The organism is Micromonospora sp. DT47, from assembly GCF_049844475.1.
Taxonomy (GTDB): domain Bacteria; phylum Actinomycetota; class Actinomycetes; order Mycobacteriales; family Micromonosporaceae; genus Micromonospora.
Genome location: NZ_JBNCLC010000012.1, coordinates 110,603 through 133,880, shown reverse-complemented (window position 1 = coordinate 133,880; position 23,278 = coordinate 110,603). Strand labels below are relative to the sequence as shown.

Genomic DNA, 23,278 nt, shown 5'->3' with positions numbered 1-23,278 from the left:
GGAAATCATGACGGTTACTCGCATGGGGCCACCATGGGCGTGACCATCCGGCCACACACCAGCCCGCTTCACATCCCATCAGTCTTCTCGCGTGGACCGGGTGGGCAATGGTCATTTCGCCTATGCTGGGCGGGTGGCGATCAGAACCGGCCGCCTGCGGTTCGGCCCGGACAACGGGCGCATGCTGCTGCGCACGGGCCGCAAGGGTGTCGGCTCGACCGTCGGCCACGATTTGACCATCGAGGTGACCGACTGGTCGGTGGAGCTGGACGTGCCCGAGACGGGGCCGGCGGATGCCACCGCGACGGCTCGCGTCGAGTTGGGGCCCTTGGCCGTGCGGGAGGGCACCGGCGGTGTGCGGCCGCTGACCGACAAGGACCGGGGCGAGATCGAGAACAATGCCCGACGGACGCTGGACGTCGACCGCCACCCGGCGGCCACCTTCGAGTCCACCCGGGTCGTCACCGGCGACGACTCCGCCACCATCAGCGGAACTCTCACACTGCACGGGGTCGCCGCCCCCATCGACGTGGAGGTGCGCGAAGTGGGGCCCGACCGGTACCGCGCCACGACGGCGGTGACCCAGTCGGCATACGGCATCAAGCCGTACTCGGCCTTTCTCGGCGCGCTCAAGGTCCGTGACGATGTCGAGGTGGAGATCGAGGTCAGCCTCGGACGTTGACCGGCCTCCGTATCCGCCGATCTCCCCGGCGGTCCATGCCCCAATACATCCGCTCGTGCCGGCCACAAGCCTCCTCAGGAGCGTTCGTAGACGACCGTGCCGTTGGTGATCGTGTGGGTGACGCGCGTCGGCGGGTAGTCCCGGGCCGGCGGCGAACAGGTTGCGGTCGAGCACGGCCAGGTCGGCGCGGGATGGCGCCGAAGTCACGCGTAGGCGAGTGGGCGGCCAACGTCGGCCGGTAGCAAAACCAACGTAGCGATCGAAGTGTCGGCCGAGCCGCGCAGGCGCGGGTCGGCAGCCCGCGCCGACCGGTGCGTCAAGGGTTCACCGTTGTTGGACGGGGCCCACAGGGGTGCCCGGATGGCCACCCGCGTTCGACCGTAGGGTGGGAACGTCGGTGCCGGGGAGTCGTCCGCGTGCGGGCGGCGGTTCGACGAGTCGCCGCCATCGTCCATGACTTCCATGGCGCCGCCGAGTTCGTACCACCGCGCAATGAACAGGAGACAGAGACGATGCCGAAGGCCTACTGGATCAACACCTTTCGGTCCATCAACGACGAGGGGAAGCTAGCCGCCTACATCGAGCTGGCCGGGCCGGCGATGCGCGCCGCGGGCGGCACGTTCCTGGCCCGCGGACTACCGGCTCGCGCGTTCGAGTCCGGGACCGTGGAGCGCACGACGCTGATCGAGTTCGACAGCGTCGACGCCGCTGTCGCCGCCTACAACAGCCCCGCCTATCAGCAGGCGCTGGGGGTGCTCGACGACGGAGCCGAACGCGACCTGCGCATCATCGAAGCGGTGTCCTGACGCACGCCGCCGGCGTTGAAGTCGGCCGGTCCCGACCATGTCAGCGCGACTGAGTGGTGCGGCATGGCCGGCGGTACGTTACGCCATCGGGTCTTCTGCGACCTGCGGATGCCCGGCGGCCGGCGCTGCCTGCTCCGCGCCGACCACGACGGCGAGTGCTCCCGCCGGCTGCGCCGTTGAAGGCACCGCGTCCGTACCAGCCCCGAACAGCGCACAGATGTGGTAGCGGAAGGCCCGTTGTTGCACCCTTCCAAGCAGGGGGCGCGTCCGAACGGGCACGCCGGTTACGAGAAGGAGCAGATGATGACGACCCGTCCCGGGTTCCACCTCGCGATTCCGGTTGACGACCTGGCGCGGGCCCGCGCCTTCTACGGCGGCGTACTCGGGCTCGCCGAGGGGCGCTCGGCCGACGCCTGGGTCGACTGGAACTTCTACGGCCACCAGGTGGTGACCCACGTCGTACCGGCGGCGCGGCAGGCCGACGCGGGCCGCAACCCGGTCGACGGGCACGACGTACCGGTGCCGCACTTCGGGCTCATCCTGTCGATCGAGGACTTCCACGCCCTGGCGGACCGGATCCGCGCCGCCGGCGCCGAGTTCGTCATCGAGCCGTACCTGCGGTTCGCCGGCGAGCCGGGGGAGCAGTGGACGATGTTCTTCCGCGACCCGGCCGGCAACGCCATGGAGTTCAAGGCGTTCCGGGACGAGTCGCAGATCTTCGCCAAGTAGTGGCGGGCCTGCGGAGCCGCCGGCCGGCGCGCGCCGGCCGCGGTCGGCTCGTACTCGCCCGCACGGCGCTGCAGCCCGCGGCCGAGAGCGTGTTGCTCATGGCGGAGAAGCCGCGTCGTCCTACCGCGACTGCCGCCAGCGCCCTGCCAGGATCGCGAGGTCGTCGGTGTCGACCACCCCGTGCAGGCGCAACCGTGCCATCCCGCCGTCGGGGAACACGTCCAGCCGCACGTGCGTCGCCACCGCGACGTCGTCGAGCGGGAACCGGTGCCGGGTGTCCGGTTGCAGCCGGGTACGCGGCAGCAGGTCGAACCACGCCGACGGGTCGTCCCGGTCCGCCGTCCGCGCGTCGACCCCGCGCAGCGTCGCCGCGTCCGGTGCGTTGCCCTTGAAGTGCGTGGTGTCCAGCTCGGCGAGGCGGATCCGGCCGGGCGCGGCGAGCTGCACCACGACCCAGTCGTTGCCGCCGTCACGCCGCCGGGCCGTCTCCCAACCGTCGCCCATCACCCGGGCCAGGCCCGGCGCGATGAGCTGGTGCGGTGCGCCGTAGAACCCGTTGCTGCAACCCGCCACCCGCCCGCCGTGCTCCAGCGCCGCGAGGTCCAGCCGGCCGTCGGGCCACAGGCGCGGATCGGGTACGACCACCCCGTGCACCCGTAGCCGCGCCACGCCGCCGTCGGGGTGGATGGACAGCCGTACGTGGGTGACGCGGCGTTCGTGGCTGACCGGGAAGGCGTTGCGGGTATCCCCGGCGAGCGGCGCGCGGGGCAGCAGCGTCGACCAGTCGGCGCGGGCCAGTTCGGCGGGGCTCGGGTAGCCCTCCAGGTGACACCCCTCGACGGAGGCGTACGGCGGGTAGTTGCCGGTGAAGTACGCGGTGTCCACCACGATCCCGTGCACGACACCCGCGGCGCCCAGCCGGACGACCGCCCAGTCGTGGCCGGGCTCCCGCCGGCGGCGGGTCTCCCAGCCGTCGTACACCTGGCCCTTGGGGCCGAAGGTGCCGGCGGCGAAGACCGGCGGTTCGGTGGTGACCAGGTTGTCGCGCGCCGCGAAGAACTCGTCGTTGGCGTCGACCACGCCGCCGCCGAGCAGGCGGGAGGCGAGGTCCGGCAGCGCGGTGAAGTCGTTCACTCGTCACTCCTGTCCAGCAGCCGCCCCCGCGGTGGTCCGCCGGGCGTGACGGGCATGCCGCGAAGCCAGGTGGCACGGACGACGCCGGTGAGCACCTGACCGGCGTACGGCGTGGTCGGGTGCCGGTGGTGCAGCGCCGCCGGGTCGACGGTGACCGGCGCGTCCGGGTCGAACGCGACCAGGTCGGCGTCGCAGCCGACGGCGATGCGTCCCTTGCGTCGCAACCCGACCAGCGCGGCCGGGCTCGTCGCCATCCACCGCACCACGTCGGCGAGCGGGTGGCCGCGCCGCCGGGCCGCCGTCCATACCACGGGCAGGCCGAGCTGTACCGACGCGATGCCGCCCCACGCCGCCGCGAAGTCACCAGTGTCGCCACACTTCAGCGCGGGGGTGCAGGGGGAGTGGTCGGAGACCACACAGTCGACGAGGCCCGCCGCGAGCGCCGCCCACAGCCGCTCCCGGTTGCCGGACCCGCGGATCGGCGGACAGCACTTGAACTCGGTCGCCCCGTCCGGTACGTCGTCGGCGGCCAGCGTCAGGTAGTGCGGGCACGTCTCGGCGCTCACCCGTGCGCCGGCCGCCCTCGCCTGGGCCAGCAGCGGCAGCGCGTCGGCGGCGGACAGGTGCAGGATGTGCACCCGAGCGCCGGTACGTCGCGCCACGTCGAGCACCGTGCCGACCGCCCGCCGTTCGGCGGTCGGTGGCCGGGAGGAGAGGAAGTGGGCGTAGCGCCGCGAGGACGGCGGGTCGGTCACCTCGGTCGGGTCCTCGGCGTGGACGACGAACAGGGCGTCCACCGCGTCCAGCGCCGCCGCCAGCCCGGCCGGGTCCAACGGCGGGAACTCGGGAACCCCCGAGTCGATCAGGAACGCCTTGAACCCGAACACCCCGGCGGCGTGCAGCCGCGGCAGGTCACCGGTGTTGCCGGGCACCGCGCCGCCCCAGAAGCCCACGTCGACGTGGATCTGCCCGGTGGCCGCCGCCCGCTTGACCGCCAGCGCGTCGACGCTGACCGTCGGCGGCAGCGAGTTCAGCGGCATGTCGACGATCGTGGTGACCCCACCGGCCAACGCCGCCCGGGTGGCGCTGGCGAACCCCTCCCACTCGGTGCGGCCGGGCTCGTTGACGTGCACGTGCGTGTCGACCAGGCCGGGCAGCAGCGCCACCTCACCCAGGTCGTGGCCGCCGACCGCGTCGTACTCCTCGAGCGCCACGATCCGCCCGTCGCGGACGCACACCGCGGCCGGCCGCGGCCCGTCCGGCAGCACCACCCGCCGCGACCGCACCACCAGGTCGTAGCTGTTCACAGCGCTTCCAGGTGTTCGCGGGCGAAACCGACCTCGGCCGGGTCGAGGGCGCCGCAGTCCAGCCCGCGCAGCAGAAAGCCGGCCAGCGCCCGGGCGGTCGCCGGCTCGTCGAGCACCCCGCCCGCGCGGCGTTGCAGGTACCGGGCGAGGCGGTCACCCGCGGCGGCGGCGCCGTCGCGGAAGAACGCGTACGTCGCCGCGAACCGGGTCGGCAACTGGGCCGGGTGAAGGTCCCAACCCTGGTAGAAGCCGGCCGCCAGGGAGCGGCGGACCAGCCCGGCGTGCAGCCGCCAGGCCGCCTGGACCGCCTCGGTGCCGCCCACCGGCAGCACGTTGGTCGAACCGTCGGAGAGCAGGACGCCGGTGCCGGCCGCCGCCACCTGCATCACCGCCTTCGCGTGGTCGGCCACCGGATGCGCCAGGCTCTGCTGCGCCGCCGCCACGCCACAGGCGGCGCTGTAGTCGTACGTGCCGTAGTGCAGGGCGGACAGCCGGTTCCCGCCGGCGGTGATCAGCCGCGCCACTGTCGCGGTGCCGTTGGCGCTGAGCACCGCGGCCGGGGTCTCCACCTGCACCTCGAAGCGCAGCGCACCGGCCGGCAGCCCGTACGCCCGCTCCAGCCGCGCGCACAGCAGCACCATCGCGTCCACCTGCTCGGGGGCGCTGACCTTCGGCAGGGTGACCACGAAGGTGTCCGGCACGGTGGCGAACGCGTCCAGGTACGCCTCCAGGAACGTGTCCAGGGTGCGTACCGCCCGGTGCCGGGTCGCCGCCTCCAGGCTCTTGATCCGCAACCCGACAAACGGCGGCACCGTGCCCTCGCGCAGCGCCGCGACGGACGACCGCGCGGCGGCGTCCTCGGTGTCGTCGTCGCGTACGCCGTACCCGTCCTCGAAGTCGATCCGCAGATCCTCGATCGGCTCCCGCCGCAGCTTGGCGATCACCCGGTCGGACAGCTCGGCGGCAAACGGTAGCGGCGGGTGCTCGGCCAGTGTCCCCAGCGCCGCCGCGCCCCACTCGTCGACCAGACCTGGCCGGACCCGGTCGGCCGGCACGTACACCGTGTGCACCGGCTGGCGGCGGCCCCGCCCGCCCGGGTAGCGGGCCCGCAGCGCCGCGTCGACCGGCCCGAGCCGTTCGTCGAGTTCGGCGTAGACGCCCTCGGGCAGCCGGCTCATCAGTCGATCAGTTCGTAGGCCGGCAGGGCGCAGATGTGTTCCGGGCGCACCGGCACCCGGGTCAGCGCCAGTCCGGTCGCCGCCCGGATCGCGGCGACCACCGCCGGGGTGGACGAGATGGTCGGCGGCTCACCGACCCCGCGCAGACCGTACGGGGCCCCGGGGTCGGCCAGCTCCAGCACGTCGACCGTCATCGGCGGCATGTCGAGGATCGTTGGGATCAGGTAGTCGGTGAACGACGGGTTGCGGACGATCCCGTCGACCACCTGGATCTCCTCCATCAGGGCGAGCCCCAGGCCCTGCGCGGTGCCGCCGTGGATCTGGCCGAGCACCGCCTGCGGGTTGACCGCCTTTCCGACGTCCTGGGCGGTGGCGATCTCGACCACCCGCACCAGGCCCAGTTCGGTGTCGACGTCGACGGTGGCCCGGTGCGCGGCGAAGGCGTACTGGACGTGCGCGTCACCCTGGCCGGTCCGGGGGTCCAGCGGGTACGTCGGCCGGTGCCGCCACACCACCGTCTCCTCGACCGGCTCGTCGCCGATCACCTCGGCCAGGTCGGCGACCACCGCCCCGGACGCCGTGACCACCTTGCCGCCGGCCAGCCGGAGGTCGCCGGTGGGCAGGCGGGCGAGCAGCCGGTCCCGTACCGCACGGCACGCGGCCCGCACCGCCCCACCGGTCATGTACGTCTGCCGCGACGCCGACGACGATCCGGCGCTGCCGACGGCGGTGTCGGCGGTGGCCACGGTGACCCGCTGCACGCCCAGCTCGGTACGGGCGATCTGCGCCTGCACGGTCACCACGCCCTGGCCGACCTCGGCGGCGGCGGTGTGCACCAGCACCGCCGGCTGCCCGCCGATCACCTCCAGCCGGACCCGGGCGGTGGCGTAGTCGTCGTACCCCTCGGAGAAGCACACGTTCTTGATGCCGATGGCGTACCCGACCCCGCGGACCACGCCCTCGCCGTGGGTGGTGTTGGCGACCCCGCCCGGCCACTCCCGCGGATCGCCGGTGGCCGGCGGCGGGGCCGGCCGGTCGCGGACCAGCTCCAGCAGGTGGGCCGCCGGCGCCGGGCCGTCGACGACCTGTCCGGTCGGCATCACCGAGCCGGTCGTCATGGCGTTGCGTATCCGCAGTTCCACCGGGTCGAGCCCGAGCGCGGCAGCGAGCTTGTCCATCTGCGACTCGTAGGCGAAGCACGCCTGCACCGCCCCGAACCCGCGCATCGCCCCGCACGGCGGGTTGTTGGTGTGGAGGCCGTAGGCGTCCAGCACCACGTTCGGCACCTCGTACGGACCGATGCCGAGGGTGGCGGCGTTGGCCGTTACCGCCGGGGTGGTGGACGTGTACGCCCCGCCGTCGAGCAGGATGCGCGCCCGCACCGACACCAGCCGTCCGTCGGGGGTGGCGCTGTGTTCGTACCGGAGCCGGGCCGGGTGGCGGTGCACGTGCCCGAAGAAGGACTCCTCGCGGGAGTAGACCATCTTCACCGGGCGTCGGGTGTGCAGGGCCAGCATGCTGGCATGCACCTGCATCGACAGGTCCTCGCGGGCGCCGAACGCCCCGCCCACCCCGGACAGCGTGATCCGTACCTTGTCGATGGGCAGCCCGAGGCAGGCGGCCACCTGCTTCTGGTCGACGTGCAGCCACTGGGTGGCGACGAACAGGTCGACCCCGCCGTCCTCCGCCGGCACGGCCAGACCCGACTCCGGCCCGAGGAACGCCTGGTCCTGCATGCCGACCTCGTAGTCGCCGTGGACCACGACCGGGCCGACGGCGTCCGGGTCACCGCGCCGGATCGGCAGGTGGCGGACGAGCTGGCCGGCGGCCAGCGCCGCCTCGGCGTCGGTGACCGGGGTCAGCACCGCGTAGTCGACGACGATGCGGGCAGCCGCCCGGCGGGCGGTCTCCGGGTGGTCGGCGGCCACGATCGCCACCGGCTCGCCCTGGTAGCGCACCTCGTCGGCGGCGAGCACCGGCTGGTCGGCGACATCCAGCCCGTAACACGGCGCGCCCGGCACGTCGGCGGCGGTGAGCACGGCGTGGACCCCGGGCAATGCCAGCGCGGCGGTCAGGTCGATGCCGGTGATCCGGGCCCGTGGATGCGGGCTGCGCAGTGTGGTGCCCCACAGCATGTCGTCGGCCCACAGGTCGGAGGAGAAGGCGAACTCGCCGGTGACCTTCAGCGTGCCGTCCGGCCGGTGTGGACTGTGCCCCACCCCGCCGCCGACCGGCACGCTCACCCCGGGCTGCACCGTCGTCATGGCCCTACCTTCCTGATCAGCGTGCGATGGGCCTGCCGGGTACGCCGTACCAGGTCCCGCTCGTCGGCCGTGCGCAGCTCGCCGCGCTCCACGACCGGCCGCCCGCCGACCAGCAGCAGCTCCACCGGAGCGGGTGGGCCGAGGACGAGCGCGGCCACCGGATCGTCGATGCCGGCATGACCCAGCCCGTCGAGCCGCCAGACGGCGAGGTCGGCGAGCTTGCCCACCTCCAGCGAGCCGATCTCACCGGCGCGGCCGAGGCAGCGGGCCCCGCCCATGGTGCCCAGGGCGAGCGCCTCGCGGGCGGTCAGCGCCGCCGGACCGCCCCGCAGACGCGCGGCGTACACCGCCTGGCGCAGTTCGGCGCCGAGCTGGTTGGTCTCCTGCGACGCGGCCCCGTCCACCCCCAGGCCCACCGGTACGCCCGCGTCGAGCAGGTCGCGGACCCGGGCGATCCCGGTGCCGAGGCGCGCGTTGGAGCTGGGGCAGTGGGCGACAGCGGTGCCGGTGGCGGCGAAGCGGGCGATCGTGGCGTCGTCGAGGTGTACGCCGTGCGCCAGCCACACGTCGTCGCCGAGCCAGCCGAGGCGTTCGGCGTACTCGCCCGGGGTGCAGCCGTGCGTCTGGAGGCAGTACGCCTGCTCCTCCACCGTCTCCGCGAGGTGGGTGTGCAGCCGGACGCCCGTGCTGCGGGCCAGCGCGGCGGCCTCGCTCATCAGCGTCGAGGTGACGGAGAACGGCGAGCAGGGGGCGACGGCGACCCGGACCATGGCGTCGGGTGCGGGATCGTGGAAGCGCTCGACGGCCTCGGCGGTCGCGGCGAGCGCGGCGTCGGTCTTCTCCACGATGTGGTCGGGCGGCAGCCCACCGGCGGAGGCGCCCAGATCCATCGAGCCGCGGCACGGGTGGAAGCGCAGGCCGATCTCGCCGGCCGCCGCGACCTGCGCGGCCATCAGGTCGCCGCCGCCGGACGGGTGGACGTAGTGGTGGTCGGTGCTCGTCGTGCAGCCGGACAGGGCGAGCCAGCCCAGGCCGGCGCTGGTGGTGGCGGCGACCACGCCGGCGTCCAGACCGGCCCACACCGGGTAGAGCGCGGTCAGCCAGCCGAAGAGGTCCTCCTGCTGGGCCAAGCCGCGGGTGGCCCACTGGTACAGGTGGTGGTGGGTGTTGACCAGGCCGGGGGTGACCAGGCAGCCGGTGGCATCGACCCGACGCACCGACTCGGCTGGCTGGCGTTCGCCGCCGTCGAGGACGTCGGCGTGGCCCGCGCCGACGGCCACGATCCGCCCGTCGTCGCCGATCACCACGTGACCGTCGGCGTGCTCGGTGCCGTCGGCGTCGACGGTGGCGACCGCGCCCCCCTCAATGATGATCATCCCGCGTCTCCCGCGGGCGCGGCTCGCGCCGTCCTGGCGGCCAGCCGTACCGCATCCATGATCTTCTCGTAGCCGGTGCACCGGCACAGGTTGCCGGCGAGCGCCTCGCGGATGTCCGGGTCGGCGGGCCGCGGGTTGCGGGCCAGCAGGTCGTGGACCGCGACCACCAGGCCGGGGGTGCAGAATCCACACTGGACGGCGCCGGCCTCGACGAAGGCTCGCTGTACCGGGTCGAGCTCGCCGTCCTGTGCGGGCAGCCCCTCGCCCGCCTCGGCGGGTAGCCCTTCGCCGACCCCGGCGGGCAGCCCCTCGACGGTGACCACCGTCCGGCCCTGCGCCTGGCCGGCGGCGACCAGGCAGGCGCAGACCGGCAGGCCGTCGAGGTAGACCGTGCAGGAGCCGCACTCGCCCTGCTCGCAGGCGTTCTTGGCACCGGGCAGGGCGAGCCGCTCCCGCAACACGTAGAGCAGGCTCTCGCCGGGCCACACGTCGTCGGCCTCGCGGCGCTCGCCGTTGACCGTGCAGGTGATTCTCACGAGCGGACCCCCGGTTCCCGTTGCCTGGGCATCGCCGACAACTGCGCCCAGGCCCAGCCGAGCGTGCGCCGGGCGAGCACGGCCAGCGCCTGCCGGCGATAGGCGGCGGTGCCACGTACGTCGTCGATCGGCGCCGCGGCGGCGGCCACCAGTTCGCCGAAGCGCCGGGCGAGTGGAACGGGCAGCGGGCCGCGCGAGCGCCACGGCAGTTCGGCGGCGAGCAACTCCTCGGCCTGGTGGGCGCGCAGCGGCGTGGGCGCGGCGGACCCGATCCCGGTGCCGACCCGGCGCGTGTCGGGGTGCAGCGCCAGCGCGAAGGAGCAGACCGCGATCACCATGGCGTTGCGGGTGCCGATCTTGGCGAACTGCTGCGGCCCGGCGGCCGGTGCGACCAGGAGAGCCGAGATCAGCTCGTCGGGGGCCAGCACGGACCGCTTGGGCCCGGTGAAGAACTCGTTCACCGGCACGGTCCGGGTGCCCCGCACCGACGCCACCTCGACCCGCGCGTCGGTGGCCAGCAGCGGCGGGTGCGCATCGCCGGCCGGCGATGCCGAGCCGAGGTTGCCGCCGACGGTGCCCCGGTTGCGGATCTGCGGGGAGCCCACCGTGCGCGCCGCCATCGCCAGGCCGGGGAGCACGTCACCGAGTTCGTCGATGATCCGCCGGTAGGTCACGCCCGCCCCGACGCGCAGCAGGTCACCGTCGTACCCCCACTCGGTCAGCGCGCCCACCCGGGTCAGGTCGAGCAGCGCGGGCGGGCGACGGCGGTCGAAGTTCAGCTCGACCATGACGTCGGTGCCCCCGGCGATCGGCACCGCGTCGGGGTGGGCCGCCTTCGCCGCCAGCGCTTCGGACCAGGTGCCCGGTTGCAGGAAGTCCATCACCAGGCCCCGTCCGCCGCCGGCGCGTCGTCGCGGCGCACCGTGCCCTCGATCAGCCCGTACGGGCGGTCCGTCGCGACGAAGACCTCGCCGGGGTTGTCCAGCCCGAACGGCGCCAGGTCGACCGGCAGGTGGTGCTTGTTGGGCAGGGACAGCCGCACCTCGACGATCCCGGGGCACTCACGCAGCACCCGCTCACCCATCGCGTAGAGGGTCTGCTGCAGTGCGAGGCTGTACGTCTCGACGAAGCCGGCGACCAGGGCGGCGCGCACCCCGGCGTAGGAGTCGGCCCAGCCGCCGGTCCCGTCTGCCGCCCGGTCGCCGGCGTGCCGCCAGCGCGCGTTCACCGCCGTGGCGAGGATCCGGTCCTTGGTGGGCGGCAACGTGGTGTACGGGTCCTGCACGAAGCCGGCGAACTCCGAGTCGGTCGAGTTGAGCAGCACCAGGCCGGTCAGCCCGGACACCACCTGGGTCCCGTCGCCGTCGACGGTCACCGACGCGGTACGCACCTCCCCGCCCGCCCGTTGGAACGAGTGCGGGCCGAGCCGTTGCCACGCGTACTCCTCGATGTCGACCCGGGCCCTGGTGATCGCCGGCTGCGACGTGACGAAGTGCCGCGCGAGGAGCAGCCCGAAGTCCTCGATCTGGTCGACGCCGTGTCGCCTGGCGAAGGCGTACACCGTGTTCTTCTGCGAGTCAGTGGGCAGTACGTTGGCGTTGTCGCCGGTCAGGTGGGTGGCCGCGAGGTCACCGGCGAGACAGGTGCTGACGTTCAGGTCGCGCAGTTCGTGCCGCGGCCCGTCACGGACCACCCGCACGACCCGCGTCTCCGCCTTGCCGTACTGGTTGGCGCCGAGCACGATGCCCATGGGTCAACTCCCTCGGTAGGTCGTGTAGCCGTACGGGCTGAGCAGCAGCGGCACGTGGTGGTGGCGGGCCGGATCGTGGACCTGGAACGCCACCGTGATCTCGGCGAAGAAGGCATCCGGCCCGAGGTGGGCGCCGACGGCGAACACCAGCCGGTACCCGCCGGCGCCCCAGTGCGGCTCCGGCACCCAGTCGCGCAGCCGGCCGTCGGCGTCGGTGTGTCCGTCCGCGACGGCGGTCCAGCCCTCGGCCCCGGCGCGCTCCAACCGGACCGGCACCCCGCGCGCCGGCTCACCGCGCACCGTGTCCAGCACGTGCGTCGAGATCGCCGCGTACCTCATCCGATCAACCTCTCCAGCCGCTGCAGGGCGATCTTGCGCAGTTCCCCGTGCACCACCGGCCGCTCGGTGGCCGCGTCGTTGGTCAACCGGCCACGCGCCGCCGCCAGCAGTTCGGCGTCCGTACGTCCACTGGCGAAGATCAGGAAGAGGTGGCCGAAGCGTCGCTCGTACGCCCGATTGGCCTCGACCAGCGCGGCCCTCGTCGCCGCGTCAGCGCCGTCCATGCCGGCCTGCTCACGCCGCGACCAGGCCGACTCACGGTCCCTGCCGCCCACGTGCTCGCCGATCCGCGGGTGCGCCGCGAGCGCCTGCGCGACCTGCTCCCAGGAGAGCCGGAGCAGGCCGGCAGCGGCCGACTCCACCAGGGCGTGCAGATCCCGGTACGGCCGCCCGGCGGCCACCTCGCGGGCCCAATCGGGCACCGCGCAGCAGGCGAGCAGGTCACGTTCGGCCTGCGCGGCCGGTGCGTCGTTGAAGTCGGCGAGAGTGCCGCCACCTGAGGTGATGCCGATCACCTCCATCCTTGTTGAGGAGCAGTACAGCAGTCGTGGCGCCCGGCCGACATCGGCCCGAACACCGAATCCGAGACCCGCCCGACGTAAGGTTTTCGTGCGTTCCTACAAGCCGGGCGATCGCCTCGGCGCGAACGGGAAGGTCAGCGATGCTGCTGCGCGAGGCGTTGGGCATTCCACAGCTGCGGCTGTCGGTGCTGGCCGGCGCCGACGACCTGGACCGGCCGCTCACCCGCGTCTACGTCACCGACCTGCTCGACCCCCGCCGGTACCTGTCCGGCGGCGAGGTCGTGCTGACGGGGTTGATGTGGCGGCGGGCGCCGGCCGACTCGGAGACCTTCGTCGCGGCCTGCGCGGCGGCCGGCGTGGCCGCGATCGGCGCCGGCGACGCGGCGTACGGCTCGGTGCCGGCGGACCTGGTCGAGGCGTGCCGGACCCACCAGGTGCCGTTGTTCGAGGTCCCGGTCGAGGTTTCCTTCCGGGACATCCTCGACGAGGTCAACCCGTCGCTGTGGGCGCGGCGAGCCACCGGACTGGCGACCGTGCTGGTCCGGCACCGCGGCCTGGCTGCGGCCATGGCGGCCGGAGCGCGGCTGGGTGACCTGCTCTCGCCGGTCGCCGCCGACCTGGGCGTGGACTGCTGGGTGCTGACCCCGACCGGCCGGATCGTCGCGGGCACCGCGGGCCTGGACTCCACCGGCCGGGCCGACCTGGCGGCGGCGTTCGTCGCGGCCGACCGGCTGCCCGTAGCGGTCATTGTGGACGGGCGACCGCTGACCGTGCTCGCCGTGCCGGGCCGGCCCGAGCACCGGTTGGCGTCCTGGCTGCTCGCGGTGACCGCCGGTACCGCCCGCGCGCCGCTGCCCGATGCCGCCGACGAACTGGTCAGCCTGGTCGCGCTGGCGCGGGGCCAGGCCGACGAGGCGACCCGGGTGGAGCGGCGGCTCGCCGACCGGGTCGGCTCGCTGCTCGACTCCGGCGGCGATCTCGGTGAGCTGCGCGCGGCGCTGTCGTCGTGCGGGCTGTCCCCGGATTCGACGTTCCTCGCCCTGACCGCGAGCCTGACCGGGCTGCCGGCGCCCTCGGAGTTGGCCGTGGCCGTGGCCGTGGTGGAGGAGATCCTCCGGCCGTACGCGTCGCAGACCGTGGTCGCTCGGCTGACCGCCGACCGACCGGACGGCGTACTGGCCGTCGTCTCCGCGCCGGCTCAGCCGGCGTCAACCGTGCTCGACACCGTACGGGCCGGGATGGCGGCGCTGGTGCCGGCGCTGGGGGCCGGCCGGCTGGCCATCGGGATCAGCGGGCCGGCTGCGGGCGCCGTCGCGCTGGCCGGGGCGGTGGAGGAGGCCCGGCACGCGTGGCGCGCGGCGAGCGACCGGCCGGGCCCGGCGACTGTCGTGTCGGCCGGCGAACTCGCCTCGCACCTGCTGCTGCTGGCCGGCGTGCCGACCGACACCCGGCGGGCGTTCCGTGACCGGCTGCTCGGCCCGCTCGTCGAGTACGACAGGGTCCACGACGCTCGCCTGGTGCAGACCCTGGAGACGTTCCTGGCATGTTCCGGCTCCTGGAGCCGCTGCGCCGAACTGCTCCACGTGCACGTGAACACGCTGCGCTACCGGATCGGCCGGGTCGAGCAGCTCACCGGCCGCGACCTGAGCCGCTTCGAGGACCGCGTCGATTTCTTCCTCGCGCTGCGCCTGCCCGGCTGAAAACCTGACGGCTCGACGTGACGCAGCGTGTTAGCCTCCGTCGATGAGGGTGGCCGGGCTTGTTCTCGCCGCCGGCGGCGGACGCCGCTTCGGCATGCCGAAGGCCCTCGTCCGCCATGACGGGCAGCTACTGGTCGATCGGTCGATCGTCGTTCTTCGCGCGGCGCGGTGCGCCCCCGTGGTCGTGGTCCTCGGCGCGGCGGCCGATGACGTCCGGGCTCGGGCCGCCCTCGACGGGGTCGCGGCCGTCGACAATCCTGACTGGACCACCGGCATGGGCTCGTCCCTGCGGGCCGGGCTGGCCGCGCTCGCGGACACCGGCGCCGCCGCCACCGTGGTGATCCTGGTCGACATGCCCGGCGTGACGGCCGCGGCGGTGCGGCGGGTCGCCGCCGGTGCCGGCCGCGCGGAGCTGGTCATGGCCGGCTATGACAACGGTCGGTCCGGCCATCCGGTGCTGATCGGACGCGACCACTGGGCGGGCGTGGCCGCTCTGGCCGTGGGTGACGTCGGCGCCCGGCCGTACCTGCGGGCGCACGCCGGCGCGGTGCGGGTGGTGCCCTGCGCCGACGTGGCCGACGACGAGGACCTGGATCTGGCCTCCCGTGCGTGACGTGCTGGACGAGTTGCTGCGCTGGTGGCGCGCCGGGCAGCCGGGCAAGACGCCATCGCATTGACGTGGTAGGTGCGCCGGGCTTCCCCCTCACATGCGTGCTCGGTCGGGCCGAGGCCCGACCGATGTCCCTACCGGCTGCTCTTGAGCGTCCGACAGAGCTGCTCGGGATCACGGACGAAGTCCATCCGCTTGTCCCGCGCCCGGGAGAAGTCGTCAATCATGTGCTGTACCTCGCCGGGGGTGAACCGTCGGTCCGCGTCGCCCTCCTTCTTCAGCCAGTTGATCACTTGGTTGTAGTCCTTCCAGTCCCGCTTGCCCATCAGACGCTCGATGTCGGTGACGTCGTAGTCCTTCTGCATTGCCTGGCTGGCCGGGTCGTGGATCTTCATAACCTGCTCCTCCCCGCGTGACAGTGCTTCGTCGCGCGAATGCCCGAGGCGTACGCGAGCAAACGCGCGCGGGGCCTGGAGCCAGGAGTACGGGGTGCTCGGACGGGTGTCCCTCCAGAGACGCGTGAGCTGCAGCGTTGGCCGCTGGCCGTTTCGGGTACGCGGGGCGAATGGCCGAGCTGCTTGAGGACGGGGACATCTACTTCCTCTACCGTCCCCGGGTCGAGGAGGAGCACGTCGACTCCCTGGAAGAGGTGCAGCGGCTGCTGGTGGTGATGCACCCGTGGCACGGGCGGCATCTGCGGCTACTCGTGGTCGGGCGTAAGCGTCTGCCCGGGATCGAGGAGCATGACCGTTTCTGGGCGTTCGTCGATGCGGTGGTGGACCGGCCCGAGCAGCTACACAAGACCCTGCAGGCACGTGAGTACCGGACGAGGACCCGCGGCGGGCGGGAGCAGCCGCCGGCCCGGCCGGCGGCGGAGGGGGCGTACGTGATCGCCCGGCACGATGACCACACCCATCTCGCGTACGAGCTCGAGCTGCCCTCGCGTCTCGGCGAGGCGCAGCATGAGCTCGGCATCGAGCTGGAGGCGAGCTACATCGTCACGGTGAAGAACCCGCAGGCGCCCTCTCCACCCGGAGTCGGCCTGCGTGGTTCCCAAAAGGTCAAGCTGCCCGCTGCGCTGCAGGGAAAGTTCCACGGTCGTCGCTTCGCCCCGCTCGACCCGCCCGATTTTCTCGATCACCCGGGGACCGAGATCGTGCTCATCGGCGCGGCCCACGACGCCTCCGAGGAGTTGCGGATCGACCTGGACGCGGAGGTCGAGCGAGCGGAGCGGAGCACGATCTTCGGGGATCTGCGGATTGGGCGCCGGGAGCGCCCCGTCGCTCCGCTCTTCACGGGTGAGTGGGCCTGAGTCCTCCATCTGCGCCACGAGACCTGGCGATCAGAACGTGGTGAGTGTTTCAGGAAAAGTGTGTTCTCGGTCGGCTCAGGCGCTCCCCGTCGACGATCAGGTCGACCTTCTCGTTGTAGAAGGCGACCGGGCCGGCGATCGGCAGGAGCGCGCCGGTGGGGAAGTCGTACGACCAGGCCAGGTCCGGGTGGACCGTGCCGCCGACCCGAACCGACCAGTAGTCGCTGGTCCGGCCCTTGTACGGGCACGCGGTCGTCGTCGCCGACGGTACGAGGTGCCGGAAGTTCACGTCGGTGCGGTTGAGGTAGTAGCGGGTCGGCAGGCCGGTCTCGAAGACCAGCACGGGCGACGTGGACTCGGCCAGGACCGCCCCGTCCAGTTCCACCCGTACGCTGCGGGTGGACCGCAGCGCGTCCACCCGGGCGTACGGGTTCCGGGGGTGCACGAACACCTCCTCGTCCTCCTCGAACCAACCGTCGAGCGCCGCCCAGTCGAACCGGATCGTGTCCGCCAGCCCAGGTAGCGCGTCGTCTCCGTACCATCGCGCGCACGAATCACGGGAGGTCTCGCCCACCAGCAGTCCGTGCACCCGCGCGGTGCCGCGCCGCGTCTGCTCGGTGCGCTGATCGTCGATCAGCAGGTCACGGTCCACGTCGGCGATCGGGATGTAGTACTGGGGGTAGAACGACCACTCCCACACGTACCGGGCACGGGTGGTGTCGAGCACCTGCTCACCGGCAACGAAGGCGCGGATCCGGCGGGGCACCGGCTCAATGTGGTCCACCGGGGCGATCGCCTTCGGATGGTCCGTCACCTTGTCCTCCAACCGCAGCAACGACCTGACTCGAACGGGCACTGGCTCAACGATCAGGAAGGTCGGTGCGTCGTCCCACGCGTTAGTCGTACGCGCGGAACGCCGCCCCACCACGAACCTTCCGCGCCTTGCCCCCGCGTAGGGCCACGAGGCCCACCTGTTGACCCGGGCGCTCAGCCAGGACACGTACCAGTTCGACCTGCGCGACAACGCTCGAAGGGCGGCAGGGTCGGCTGGCGAAGCTCGTCGAGCTCCCGCCGCGCGTCTCGGGACCGGGCGTGCGGCGACCCCGCGACGTCATCCGGCGAGCACGAACTGGTGCTTCGCGTTCACGACTGCGAGGTGCAGCAGTCGGTTGCCGAGGGCGATGCCCCGAGCCGAGAGCAGCTTGTCGTCGTCGGCGTCAACCGCGACGGCTCTGCCGCCCATGCTGCTCGACCGGATCGGCACCGCAGCGAGCCGCTGGATGAACGCGCGCGCTCGACGCCCGGAAGTGGGCTGCGGCGGGGCGAGACGCGCGTCCAGGGCCACCGCCGACAGCAGGGCTTCCCACTGCTCGGCCAGGGTCTGCGGGTCGTCGTAGACCTCCAGCAGCACCGGGTGACCGGCCGCGCCGATGAGCACGCCGCGCTGCCCGTACAGCGGTCGGGTCTTGGTGAGGATCGTCTTCAACTCTGTCGCCTGGCGGTTCTGGAGGTCGACGAGGGACGAGGTAGGGGAGTTGCCCAGATCGCGCTCATAGCGACTCACCCTCCGCCACACGTCGCCCTGGTCAACGTTGGTCCCACGGACGCCGGGGGTCTCCGCGCGCAGGCCGCGCAGCGCACCGCGTACGGCCAGCGGCGCGCGGTGTCGCGCCAGGCGCTGGACCTTGCCGCCCGCCCAGCGGTTCTGCTCGACGCAGGCGACCTGCACGTCCTGCCGTCCCTGGGGGTCGACCAGCATGCTGCGGGTCACCACCCGGTGCTGCCATCCGCCGTCGAGCAGCGCGCCTTCCAGCAGCAGCAGGGGAGTGCCGCCCGGGTTAGTGACCCGCAGCTTCCCCACCACGGGGGTTGGCAGCTCGTCGATCCGGACGTCGGCGGGCAGGGATGTGCGACAGGCGGTCGGAGCGATCGGGGCATCCGTCCAGACCGGAAAGACGGTGAGGGGTCCGGCCTGGGTCGGGGCGCCCAGGTGCAGGGCGGGCAGAGCGTTCACGGAAACCTCCGGGCTGGTACTTATATCGCTGGCCGCGCTAAAGCTAACAGGAGTTTTCGTGGTAAGCAAGATAAGGTTGGTGGCGTGAAAGCCGATGCTCACTCCGCATGGCGCGACGGCCAGGGCCGACGGCTCGTCGACTACCCTCGTCCGTCGCTCGCCGTGGATGTCGCACTGATGACGGTGACACCGCACACCGGCCAGCTCGCGGCCCTGCTGGTGCGTCGTGACGAGCCCCTGGACGGCCGGCGCTGGGCGCTGCCCGGCACCTTCGTCCACGAACGGGAGCGGCTGGCCGAAGCCGTGCTACGGCTGCTGCGCGACAAGTGCGACATCTCCGGGCTCGCCCCTCGTCAGCTGCACGTCTTCGACGACCCCGACCGTGACCCCCGGGGTTGGGTCGTCTCGGTCGCGCACGCCGACACCGTTCCGTACGACCGGATCAGCCGGCAGGTCGACGAGCGGCGAGATCTCCACCTCGCGCCCGTGGCCCCACCGGGCAAGGCCCGCCCGCCGCTGCCCGACCGGCAGGCCACACTGCCCGCGGACCACGAGGAGATCCTCGCCCGTGCCGTCAGCGACCTGCGAACCCGCTACCGCAACGCTGCCGATCCGGACCGGTTGCTGAACGATCACTTCACCATCCGCCAACTGCAGCAGATCCACGATGCCGTCGACGGCCGGGTCAGTCACAAGGACGCCTTCCGCCGCTTCGCCGACGACAAGATCGAGGGCACCGAACACGTGGACCGGAGCGGGTCGGGACGACCGGCGCAGCTCTACCGCCGGAGGGACACAAATGCCGCTTCCCTGGCCCCGGTTCGGGCCGGGGAGGCGGCGTACTCGGCTGACGAGCTGCTGGCTTCCGTCGCCGAGTACGCCAGGAGCGTCGATCGGGTCACCATCCAGGGCTATGCCTCGTGGGCGCGCTCCACCGGTCGTCCCAGCGAGGCGCTGATCCGTCGACGACTCTCCGCCGAGCTGGGGGGCTGGTCCGGCATCGTCCGGGCGGCGACCGGCGGCGCTGGCTCACGTCCGCATTGATGACACGGTCCGTTGAAATCTCGGACACGATTAGGGTCCGCTGGGTGACTGCGGGCCTTGAGCTTTCCCGGTAGAGAGGCACTGAGAGGTGCGGTAGCGCCGGAGGTGGAGCATGGGCGGCTACGTGAACCAGGACGGCGGGGGCTGGACCGAGCTGCGGGTTCACGGCGTGTCCGGAACTCCGCCGGAGCGCATGCTGGCGCATCCGCACGCGGTGCGGGTGGCGGGGGATGCCGAGGCGGGCTTCTACCGCCGACAGTGGGAAGCGAAGCAGACCTCCGCCGATACGGCGGATGAGCGGCTCGAGGCGCACTCGTGGCGCCGACGAGCGGGCTGCCGATGGCCGCGTTGGCGACAACCAGGACATCGACCGGCGAATGATCGACCCGGTGTTCGCCAGGACGGCAGGGGACAGCTCGTATCCGGCCACGCGCGGACACTCCGGTTACGCCGACGACCCTGCCTACCGAGCGTCGGTCGAGGTCCTCCGCGAGCTTCGCGGGTGATCGGCGAGGGCCACCCCCGGTCGCGGAGGCAGCGGATCAGAGCGGCGGATTTCACCAGCGTTCGCTATTGAAATTCCGGACCCGAGGGTCCAGGATGACGATTAACGGCGACGATCATTGGCGAAAATGGAGGATACGGCGTGGGACCTGCACTTCGCGCTCGAGGGCGGCTGACGTGAGCATCGCACCCGCCCCACGTCGCGTCGACCGGCAACCAGCGCGCGACCTGGTCGCCGCCGAACAGGCCGCCGCGCGGTTTCTGACCGCACTCGGCATCGGCCTGGACTCCGAAAGCCTTCGTGACACGCCGCGCCGGATGGCCAGGGCGTACGCCGAACTGCTCACCGCGCGTCCGTTCGACATGACCACCTTCCCCAACGACGAGGGCTACGACGAACTGGTGCTGGCCCGGTCCATCCCGATCAGGTCGGTCTGCGAACACCACCTGTTGCCGTTCGTCGGTGTCGCGCATGTCGGCTACCTGCCGGGCGATCGGATCCTCGGACTGTCCAAACTCGCCCGCGTCGTGGAGCTTTTCGCCCACCGTCCCCAGGTGCAGGAGCGGCTGACCAAGCAGGTGGCGGACTGGCTGGCCCTCGAACTGGCTCCCAAGGGCGTCGGTGTCGTCATCGAGGCGGAGCATCTCTGCATGACGTTGCGCGGCGTGCGGGCCGCCGGTGCCACCACCGTGACATCCACCCTGCTCGGTACCCTGCGTGACGACGCCCGCTCCAGGGCCGAATTCTTCTCCCTCACCGGAGCCCACTGAAACGATTCGGAGACGCGGCATGGAAAACGGCGCCACATTCGTCATCGTCGGAGCCGGCCTCGCCGGCGCCAAAGCCGCCCAGACACTCCGCGAGGAGGGCTTCGGCGGCCAAGTGATCCTGCTCGGTGAGGAACCCGACCGGCCCTACGAGCGGCCACCGCTGTCCAAGGGCCTGCTGCTGGGGACCACACCGCGGCGCGACGTGTACGTGCACGACGCCGGCTGGTACGAGGCGAACAACGTCGACCTGCGTACCGCGACCCGGGTCACCGGCATCGACCGCGCCGCCCGCCACGTCGTCCTGGACGATGGCGAACGGCTCGGATACGACAAGCTGCTGCTGACCGCCGGCTCGACGCCACGCAGCCTGGACGTTCCCGGCGCAGACCTGGACGGCGTGTGGTCTCTGCGCACGTTGGCGGACTCCGATCGGATCGCCGACGCCCTCACTGAGCATGCCCACCTTGTGGTGATCGGCGCCGGCTGGATCGGTCTGGAGATCGCCGCTGCCGCCCGCCAGCACGGCGCCGCCGTGACCGTGGTGGAAACCGCGGACCTGCCGTTGCAGCGGGTCCTCGGCGACGAGGTCGCCCGGGTGTTCGCCGACCTGCACCGCCGCCACGACGTCACCTTCCACTTCGGCGTCGGAGTCCGACAGCTGCGGGGTACCGGGCGGGTGTCCTCGGTGCTGCTGACCGACGGCACTCAACTGGCCGCCGACACGGTCGTCGTCGGCGTGGGCATCCAGCCCAACGTGCAGTTGGCCGAGGCGGCGGGCCTGAAGGTGGACAACGGCATCGTCACCGACGCCCGGCTGCTCACCTCCGACCCGCACATCTACGCCGCGGGTGACGTGGCCAACGCCTACCACCCGCTGCTGGGCCGGCACATCCGGGTGGAGCACTGGGCGAACGCGCTCAACGGTGGCCCGGCCGCGGCGCGGTCCATGCTGGGCCAGCAGGTCGAGTACGCGCGATTGCCGTACTTCTTCTCCGATCAGTACGACCTGGGGATGGAGTATTCGGGGTGGGTAGACGATTACGACCGGGTGGTGTTCCGCGGCGATCCGGCGGTGGTGGATGGCACGGCGCCGGAGTTCATGGCGTTCTGGGTCAAGGACGGTCGGGTACTGGCCGGGATGAACGCCAACGTGTGGGACGTGACCGACCAGATCCAGGCGTTGGTGCGTGCGGGCCACGGGGGCAGGGCCGTCGACCTGGCCACGCTTTCCGACCCGCGGGTGCCACTCGGCGATCTTCTGGGCTGAGCACCGGGTCCCGCCTGGGGCCGACCTGCCGGTGAGCGTGGGCGCAGCGGCGGGGCGAGTCAGGCCGGATGGATCTGTACGCAGCAGGCGCCCGGACTGGGGGCCAGCCGCGCGCGGAGGTCCGTCAGGCCGAGCCCGTCGAGCAGGCCGGCGATGAAGGCCTGGTTCAGGCCGCACACCAGCTCGGTCTGCTGGGCGGCGAGTTCGTGGAAGGGGCAGTTCCGCAGCCGGATCAGCTTCTCGTCGTCGGCCGGTTCGAAGCCGAGTTCGGCCAGGACGGCCCCGACCGGCTCGCCACCGTCGACCTGACGACCGATGGTCAGGCCCCGGTCCTGTGCCAGGCGTAGGGCTGCCGATCTGGCATCGGTGGGGTCTTCGGCGATGGCCTGGGCGAGGATCTCGCCGATCAGGTCGTAGCGGCGCTCCGGGATGGTCAGCGAGATGCAGCCGGGCGCCGCCTCGTACACCTTTGGCGTTCTGCCACGGCCGCGCGGCTGGTCGGTCGGCGCCTCGTACCGAGCGTGCAGCAGCCCAGCGCCGACCAGCTTGTCGAGGTGAAACGCCGCAAGGTTGCGCGAGATGTGCTGTGCCTCGGCGGCCTCGTCCCGCGTCACCGGGTGGTCCTGGCTGCGGACGTAGTCATACAGCGCCCGTCGTACCTGGTCGACGAGGGCCGTCACCGCCTGCCACGGGGCCGTTGCCATGCCGGAAGTTTATCACCAGCAGATCTTGTTGAAATTCTCTACGCGGGCGTGACAGCCGGCAGGTCCCGGCGCAGCCGCACGGCGAGGGCGCGCACGACACCGTCGCCGCCCCGCACCGGGTACTGCTTGACCAGATCGGTCGCCGTGAGCATCAGCTTCTCCACTCGTGCGGGGGCACCCAGCATGCGGCCCGTCCCTGCATTCGCGTCTGTAGCGGAGGGCGGGTCGCGCACGCGTCGACGGCCAGCGAGCACCGCGGCCGAAACGGGCATCCTTCCACCGGGTCGGTGGCGGCCGGCGGCCGTCCGGGGATCTGGGCCAGCGACGGCCGGTCGTCGTCAGTCGGGTCGGGCAGGGCGGCCAGCAGCGCCTTCGTGTACGGGTGCTGCGGAGCGCTGAACACCTGTCGCACGGGCGCGTCCTCGACCACGTGGCCCGCGTACATCACGACGACCCGATCGACCAGGCGCGCCACCACACCGAGGTCGTGGGTGACCCAGATGGTGGTCATGCCGAGTTTCCGGCGCAGTTCCGCTAGCGTGCGCCGGTGAATGACATGCAGCCGAATGCGGCAGACGAGGCGAAGACCGGGGACCCGGCGCCACCGAGGCGAGTGCTCGACAGGTTTTCGGACTGGGGCCCCGACTACGGCCCGGCGATCATCGACGACTACGAGGAGCCCGCGTACGACGAGCCGGAGACTGAGGGCCGCGCGTGATAGCGGCGGCCG

Annotated in this window: 25 protein-coding genes; 10 read left to right on the top strand and 15 right to left on the bottom strand. The window is 72.4% G+C overall.

What is annotated here, in order from left to right:
* The first annotated feature begins 91 nt into the window (after positions 1–91).
* The 3 genes from ACLQ2U_RS19845 (at position 92) to ACLQ2U_RS19835 (ending at position 2,217) form a co-directional block, all read left to right on the top strand.
* Positions 92–682: a YceI family protein gene (locus tag ACLQ2U_RS19845; RefSeq protein ID WP_425752182.1), complete on the top strand. Its 591-nt coding sequence runs from the start codon at positions 92–94 to the stop codon at positions 680–682.
* A 416-nt stretch (positions 683–1,098) separates the two neighbouring features.
* The gene (locus ACLQ2U_RS19840; RefSeq protein WP_425752181.1) at positions 1,099–1,488 is read left to right on the top strand and encodes a DUF1330 domain-containing protein; all 390 of its coding nucleotides are present in this window, start codon (positions 1,099–1,101) and stop codon (positions 1,486–1,488) included.
* A 303-nt stretch (positions 1,489–1,791) separates the two neighbouring features.
* Positions 1,792–2,217 (top strand): VOC family protein, encoded by a 426-nt coding sequence (locus ACLQ2U_RS19835; RefSeq protein ID WP_425752180.1) that lies wholly within the window; start codon positions 1,792–1,794, stop codon positions 2,215–2,217.
* Positions 2,218–2,337: 120 nt separating this feature from the next.
* Here ACLQ2U_RS19835 and alc read toward each other — a convergent pair whose 3' ends face one another.
* The 10 genes from alc to uraD are packed head-to-tail and all read right to left on the bottom strand — an operon-like array spanning position 2,338 to position 12,616.
* Positions 2,338–3,351 (bottom strand): allantoicase, encoded by a 1,014-nt coding sequence (alc, locus tag ACLQ2U_RS19830; RefSeq protein ID WP_425752179.1) that lies wholly within the window; start codon positions 3,349–3,351, stop codon positions 2,338–2,340.
* Positions 3,348–4,658: an allantoinase AllB gene (gene allB / locus ACLQ2U_RS19825; protein WP_425752178.1), complete on the bottom strand. Its 1,311-nt coding sequence runs from the start codon at positions 4,656–4,658 to the stop codon at positions 3,348–3,350. The genes alc and allB overlap by 4 nt, the downstream gene beginning before the upstream one ends.
* Positions 4,655–5,836: a DUF6986 family protein gene (locus tag ACLQ2U_RS19820; RefSeq protein WP_425752177.1), complete on the bottom strand. Its 1,182-nt coding sequence runs from the start codon at positions 5,834–5,836 to the stop codon at positions 4,655–4,657. Before ACLQ2U_RS19820 ends, allB begins: the two co-directional genes overlap by 4 nt.
* Positions 5,836–8,100: a xanthine dehydrogenase subunit D gene (gene pucD / locus ACLQ2U_RS19815; RefSeq protein WP_425752176.1), complete on the bottom strand. Its 2,265-nt coding sequence runs from the start codon at positions 8,098–8,100 to the stop codon at positions 5,836–5,838. Before pucD ends, ACLQ2U_RS19820 begins: the two co-directional genes overlap by 1 nt.
* Positions 8,097–9,476, bottom strand: coding sequence for an 8-oxoguanine deaminase (locus ACLQ2U_RS19810; protein WP_425752175.1), 1,380 nt, complete (start codon positions 9,474–9,476; stop codon positions 8,097–8,099). The genes pucD and ACLQ2U_RS19810 overlap by 4 nt, the downstream gene beginning before the upstream one ends.
* Positions 9,473–10,012 carry a (2Fe-2S)-binding protein gene (locus tag ACLQ2U_RS19805; RefSeq protein WP_425752174.1) on the bottom strand — a complete coding sequence of 180 codons (540 nt, stop codon included), beginning with the start codon at positions 10,010–10,012 and terminating at the stop codon, positions 9,473–9,475. Before ACLQ2U_RS19805 ends, ACLQ2U_RS19810 begins: the two co-directional genes overlap by 4 nt.
* Positions 10,009–10,893: an FAD binding domain-containing protein gene (locus ACLQ2U_RS19800; RefSeq protein ID WP_425752173.1), complete on the bottom strand. Its 885-nt coding sequence runs from the start codon at positions 10,891–10,893 to the stop codon at positions 10,009–10,011. The genes ACLQ2U_RS19805 and ACLQ2U_RS19800 overlap by 4 nt, the downstream gene beginning before the upstream one ends.
* Complete coding sequence (pucL, locus tag ACLQ2U_RS19795) at positions 10,893–11,762, bottom strand: factor-independent urate hydroxylase (RefSeq protein WP_425752172.1); 870 nt, start codon at positions 11,760–11,762, stop codon at positions 10,893–10,895. The genes ACLQ2U_RS19800 and pucL overlap by 1 nt, the downstream gene beginning before the upstream one ends.
* 3 nt (positions 11,763–11,765) lie before the next feature.
* Complete coding sequence (uraH, locus tag ACLQ2U_RS19790) at positions 11,766–12,101, bottom strand: hydroxyisourate hydrolase (RefSeq protein ID WP_091345090.1); 336 nt, start codon at positions 12,099–12,101, stop codon at positions 11,766–11,768.
* On the bottom strand, positions 12,098–12,616 hold the full coding sequence (gene uraD / locus ACLQ2U_RS19785) for a 2-oxo-4-hydroxy-4-carboxy-5-ureidoimidazoline decarboxylase (protein WP_425752171.1): 519 nt from the start codon (positions 12,614–12,616) through the stop codon (positions 12,098–12,100). The genes uraH and uraD overlap by 4 nt, the downstream gene beginning before the upstream one ends.
* A gap of 146 nt (positions 12,617–12,762) precedes the next feature.
* Between uraD and ACLQ2U_RS19780 the strand changes: the two genes are divergently transcribed.
* Together ACLQ2U_RS19780 and ACLQ2U_RS19775 are read left to right on the top strand one after the other, a co-directional pair.
* A complete protein-coding gene (locus tag ACLQ2U_RS19780) occupies positions 12,763–14,322 on the top strand; it encodes a PucR family transcriptional regulator (RefSeq protein ID WP_425752170.1) in 1,560 nt (519 codons plus the stop codon).
* Between the two features lie 43 nt (positions 14,323–14,365).
* Complete coding sequence (locus tag ACLQ2U_RS19775; RefSeq protein ID WP_425752169.1) at positions 14,366–14,935, top strand: nucleotidyltransferase family protein; 570 nt, start codon at positions 14,366–14,368, stop codon at positions 14,933–14,935.
* A 131-nt stretch (positions 14,936–15,066) separates the two neighbouring features.
* Here ACLQ2U_RS19775 and ACLQ2U_RS19770 read toward each other — a convergent pair whose 3' ends face one another.
* Positions 15,067–15,327 carry a hypothetical protein gene (locus ACLQ2U_RS19770; protein ID WP_425752168.1) on the bottom strand — a complete coding sequence of 87 codons (261 nt, stop codon included), beginning with the start codon at positions 15,325–15,327 and terminating at the stop codon, positions 15,067–15,069.
* A 170-nt stretch (positions 15,328–15,497) separates the two neighbouring features.
* Between ACLQ2U_RS19770 and ACLQ2U_RS19765 the strand changes: the two genes are divergently transcribed.
* Positions 15,498–16,244 (top strand): hypothetical protein, encoded by a 747-nt coding sequence (locus ACLQ2U_RS19765; protein WP_425752167.1) that lies wholly within the window; start codon positions 15,498–15,500, stop codon positions 16,242–16,244.
* 49 nt (positions 16,245–16,293) lie between these two features.
* On the opposite strand, the gene ACLQ2U_RS19760 is transcribed toward ACLQ2U_RS19765, so the two are convergent.
* Both ACLQ2U_RS19760 and ACLQ2U_RS19755 read right to left on the bottom strand, forming a co-directional pair.
* Positions 16,294–17,058, bottom strand: a complete 765-nt coding sequence (locus tag ACLQ2U_RS19760) for a DUF427 domain-containing protein (RefSeq protein ID WP_425752166.1) — start codon at positions 17,056–17,058, stop codon at positions 16,294–16,296.
* 297 nt (positions 17,059–17,355) lie between these two features.
* Positions 17,356–18,258, bottom strand: a complete 903-nt coding sequence (locus ACLQ2U_RS19755; protein WP_425752165.1) for an ARPP-1 family domain-containing protein — start codon at positions 18,256–18,258, stop codon at positions 17,356–17,358.
* Between the two features lie 177 nt (positions 18,259–18,435).
* On the opposite strand from ACLQ2U_RS19755, the gene ACLQ2U_RS19750 reads away from it, so the two are divergent.
* From ACLQ2U_RS19750 to ACLQ2U_RS19740, 3 genes are all read left to right on the top strand, one after another.
* Positions 18,436–19,302 carry an NUDIX hydrolase gene (locus ACLQ2U_RS19750; RefSeq protein ID WP_425752164.1) on the top strand — a complete coding sequence of 289 codons (867 nt, stop codon included), beginning with the start codon at positions 18,436–18,438 and terminating at the stop codon, positions 19,300–19,302.
* Positions 19,303–19,983: 681 nt separating this feature from the next.
* Positions 19,984–20,577, top strand: a complete 594-nt coding sequence (gene folE, locus ACLQ2U_RS19745) for a GTP cyclohydrolase I FolE (RefSeq protein WP_425752163.1) — start codon at positions 19,984–19,986, stop codon at positions 20,575–20,577.
* A gap of 19 nt (positions 20,578–20,596) precedes the next feature.
* Complete coding sequence (locus ACLQ2U_RS19740; protein WP_425752162.1) at positions 20,597–21,844, top strand: NAD(P)/FAD-dependent oxidoreductase; 1,248 nt, start codon at positions 20,597–20,599, stop codon at positions 21,842–21,844.
* A 59-nt stretch (positions 21,845–21,903) separates the two neighbouring features.
* On the opposite strand, the gene ACLQ2U_RS19735 is transcribed toward ACLQ2U_RS19740, so the two are convergent.
* Both ACLQ2U_RS19735 and ACLQ2U_RS19730 read right to left on the bottom strand, forming a co-directional pair.
* Positions 21,904–22,548, bottom strand: a complete 645-nt coding sequence (locus tag ACLQ2U_RS19735) for a helix-turn-helix transcriptional regulator (RefSeq protein WP_425752161.1) — start codon at positions 22,546–22,548, stop codon at positions 21,904–21,906.
* Between the two features lie 151 nt (positions 22,549–22,699).
* Positions 22,700–23,059, bottom strand: a complete 360-nt coding sequence (locus ACLQ2U_RS19730) for an oligopeptide/dipeptide ABC transporter ATP-binding protein (protein ID WP_425752160.1) — start codon at positions 23,057–23,059, stop codon at positions 22,700–22,702.
* Between the two features lie 36 nt (positions 23,060–23,095).
* Between ACLQ2U_RS19730 and ACLQ2U_RS19725 the strand changes: the two genes are divergently transcribed.
* Positions 23,096–23,266 (top strand): hypothetical protein, encoded by a 171-nt coding sequence (locus ACLQ2U_RS19725; RefSeq protein ID WP_425752159.1) that lies wholly within the window; start codon positions 23,096–23,098, stop codon positions 23,264–23,266.
* Positions 23,267–23,278: the final 12 nt, after the last annotated feature.

Coding starts and splice junctions, on each gene's coding strand:
- ACLQ2U_RS19770 (WP_425752168.1), bottom strand. CDS start 15,327: ATGAAGATCCACGACCCGGCCAGCCAGGCAATGCAGAAGGACTACGAC.
- ACLQ2U_RS19730 (WP_425752160.1), bottom strand. CDS start 23,059: ATGACCACCATCTGGGTCACCCACGACCTCGGTGTGGTGGCGCGCCTG.
- ACLQ2U_RS19820 (WP_425752177.1), bottom strand. CDS start 5,836: ATGAGCCGGCTGCCCGAGGGCGTCTACGCCGAACTCGACGAACGGCTC.
- ACLQ2U_RS19735 (WP_425752161.1), bottom strand. CDS start 22,548: ATGGCAACGGCCCCGTGGCAGGCGGTGACGGCCCTCGTCGACCAGGTA.
- ACLQ2U_RS19765 (WP_425752167.1), top strand. CDS start 15,498: ATGGCCGAGCTGCTTGAGGACGGGGACATCTACTTCCTCTACCGTCCC.
- ACLQ2U_RS19810 (WP_425752175.1), bottom strand. CDS start 9,476: ATGATCATCATTGAGGGGGGCGCGGTCGCCACCGTCGACGCCGACGGC.
- ACLQ2U_RS19740 (WP_425752162.1), top strand. CDS start 20,597: ATGGAAAACGGCGCCACATTCGTCATCGTCGGAGCCGGCCTCGCCGGC.
- ACLQ2U_RS19750 (WP_425752164.1), top strand. CDS start 18,436: ATGACGGTGACACCGCACACCGGCCAGCTCGCGGCCCTGCTGGTGCGT.
- ACLQ2U_RS19800 (WP_425752173.1), bottom strand. CDS start 10,893: ATGGACTTCCTGCAACCGGGCACCTGGTCCGAAGCGCTGGCGGCGAAG.
- ACLQ2U_RS19835 (WP_425752180.1), top strand. CDS start 1,792: ATGACGACCCGTCCCGGGTTCCACCTCGCGATTCCGGTTGACGACCTG.
- ACLQ2U_RS19780 (WP_425752170.1), top strand. CDS start 12,763: ATGCTGCTGCGCGAGGCGTTGGGCATTCCACAGCTGCGGCTGTCGGTG.
- uraH (WP_091345090.1), bottom strand. CDS start 12,101: ATGAGGTACGCGGCGATCTCGACGCACGTGCTGGACACGGTGCGCGGT.
- ACLQ2U_RS19775 (WP_425752169.1), top strand. CDS start 14,366: ATGAGGGTGGCCGGGCTTGTTCTCGCCGCCGGCGGCGGACGCCGCTTC.
- pucL (WP_425752172.1), bottom strand. CDS start 11,762: ATGGGCATCGTGCTCGGCGCCAACCAGTACGGCAAGGCGGAGACGCGG.
- pucD (WP_425752176.1), bottom strand. CDS start 8,100: ATGACGACGGTGCAGCCCGGGGTGAGCGTGCCGGTCGGCGGCGGGGTG.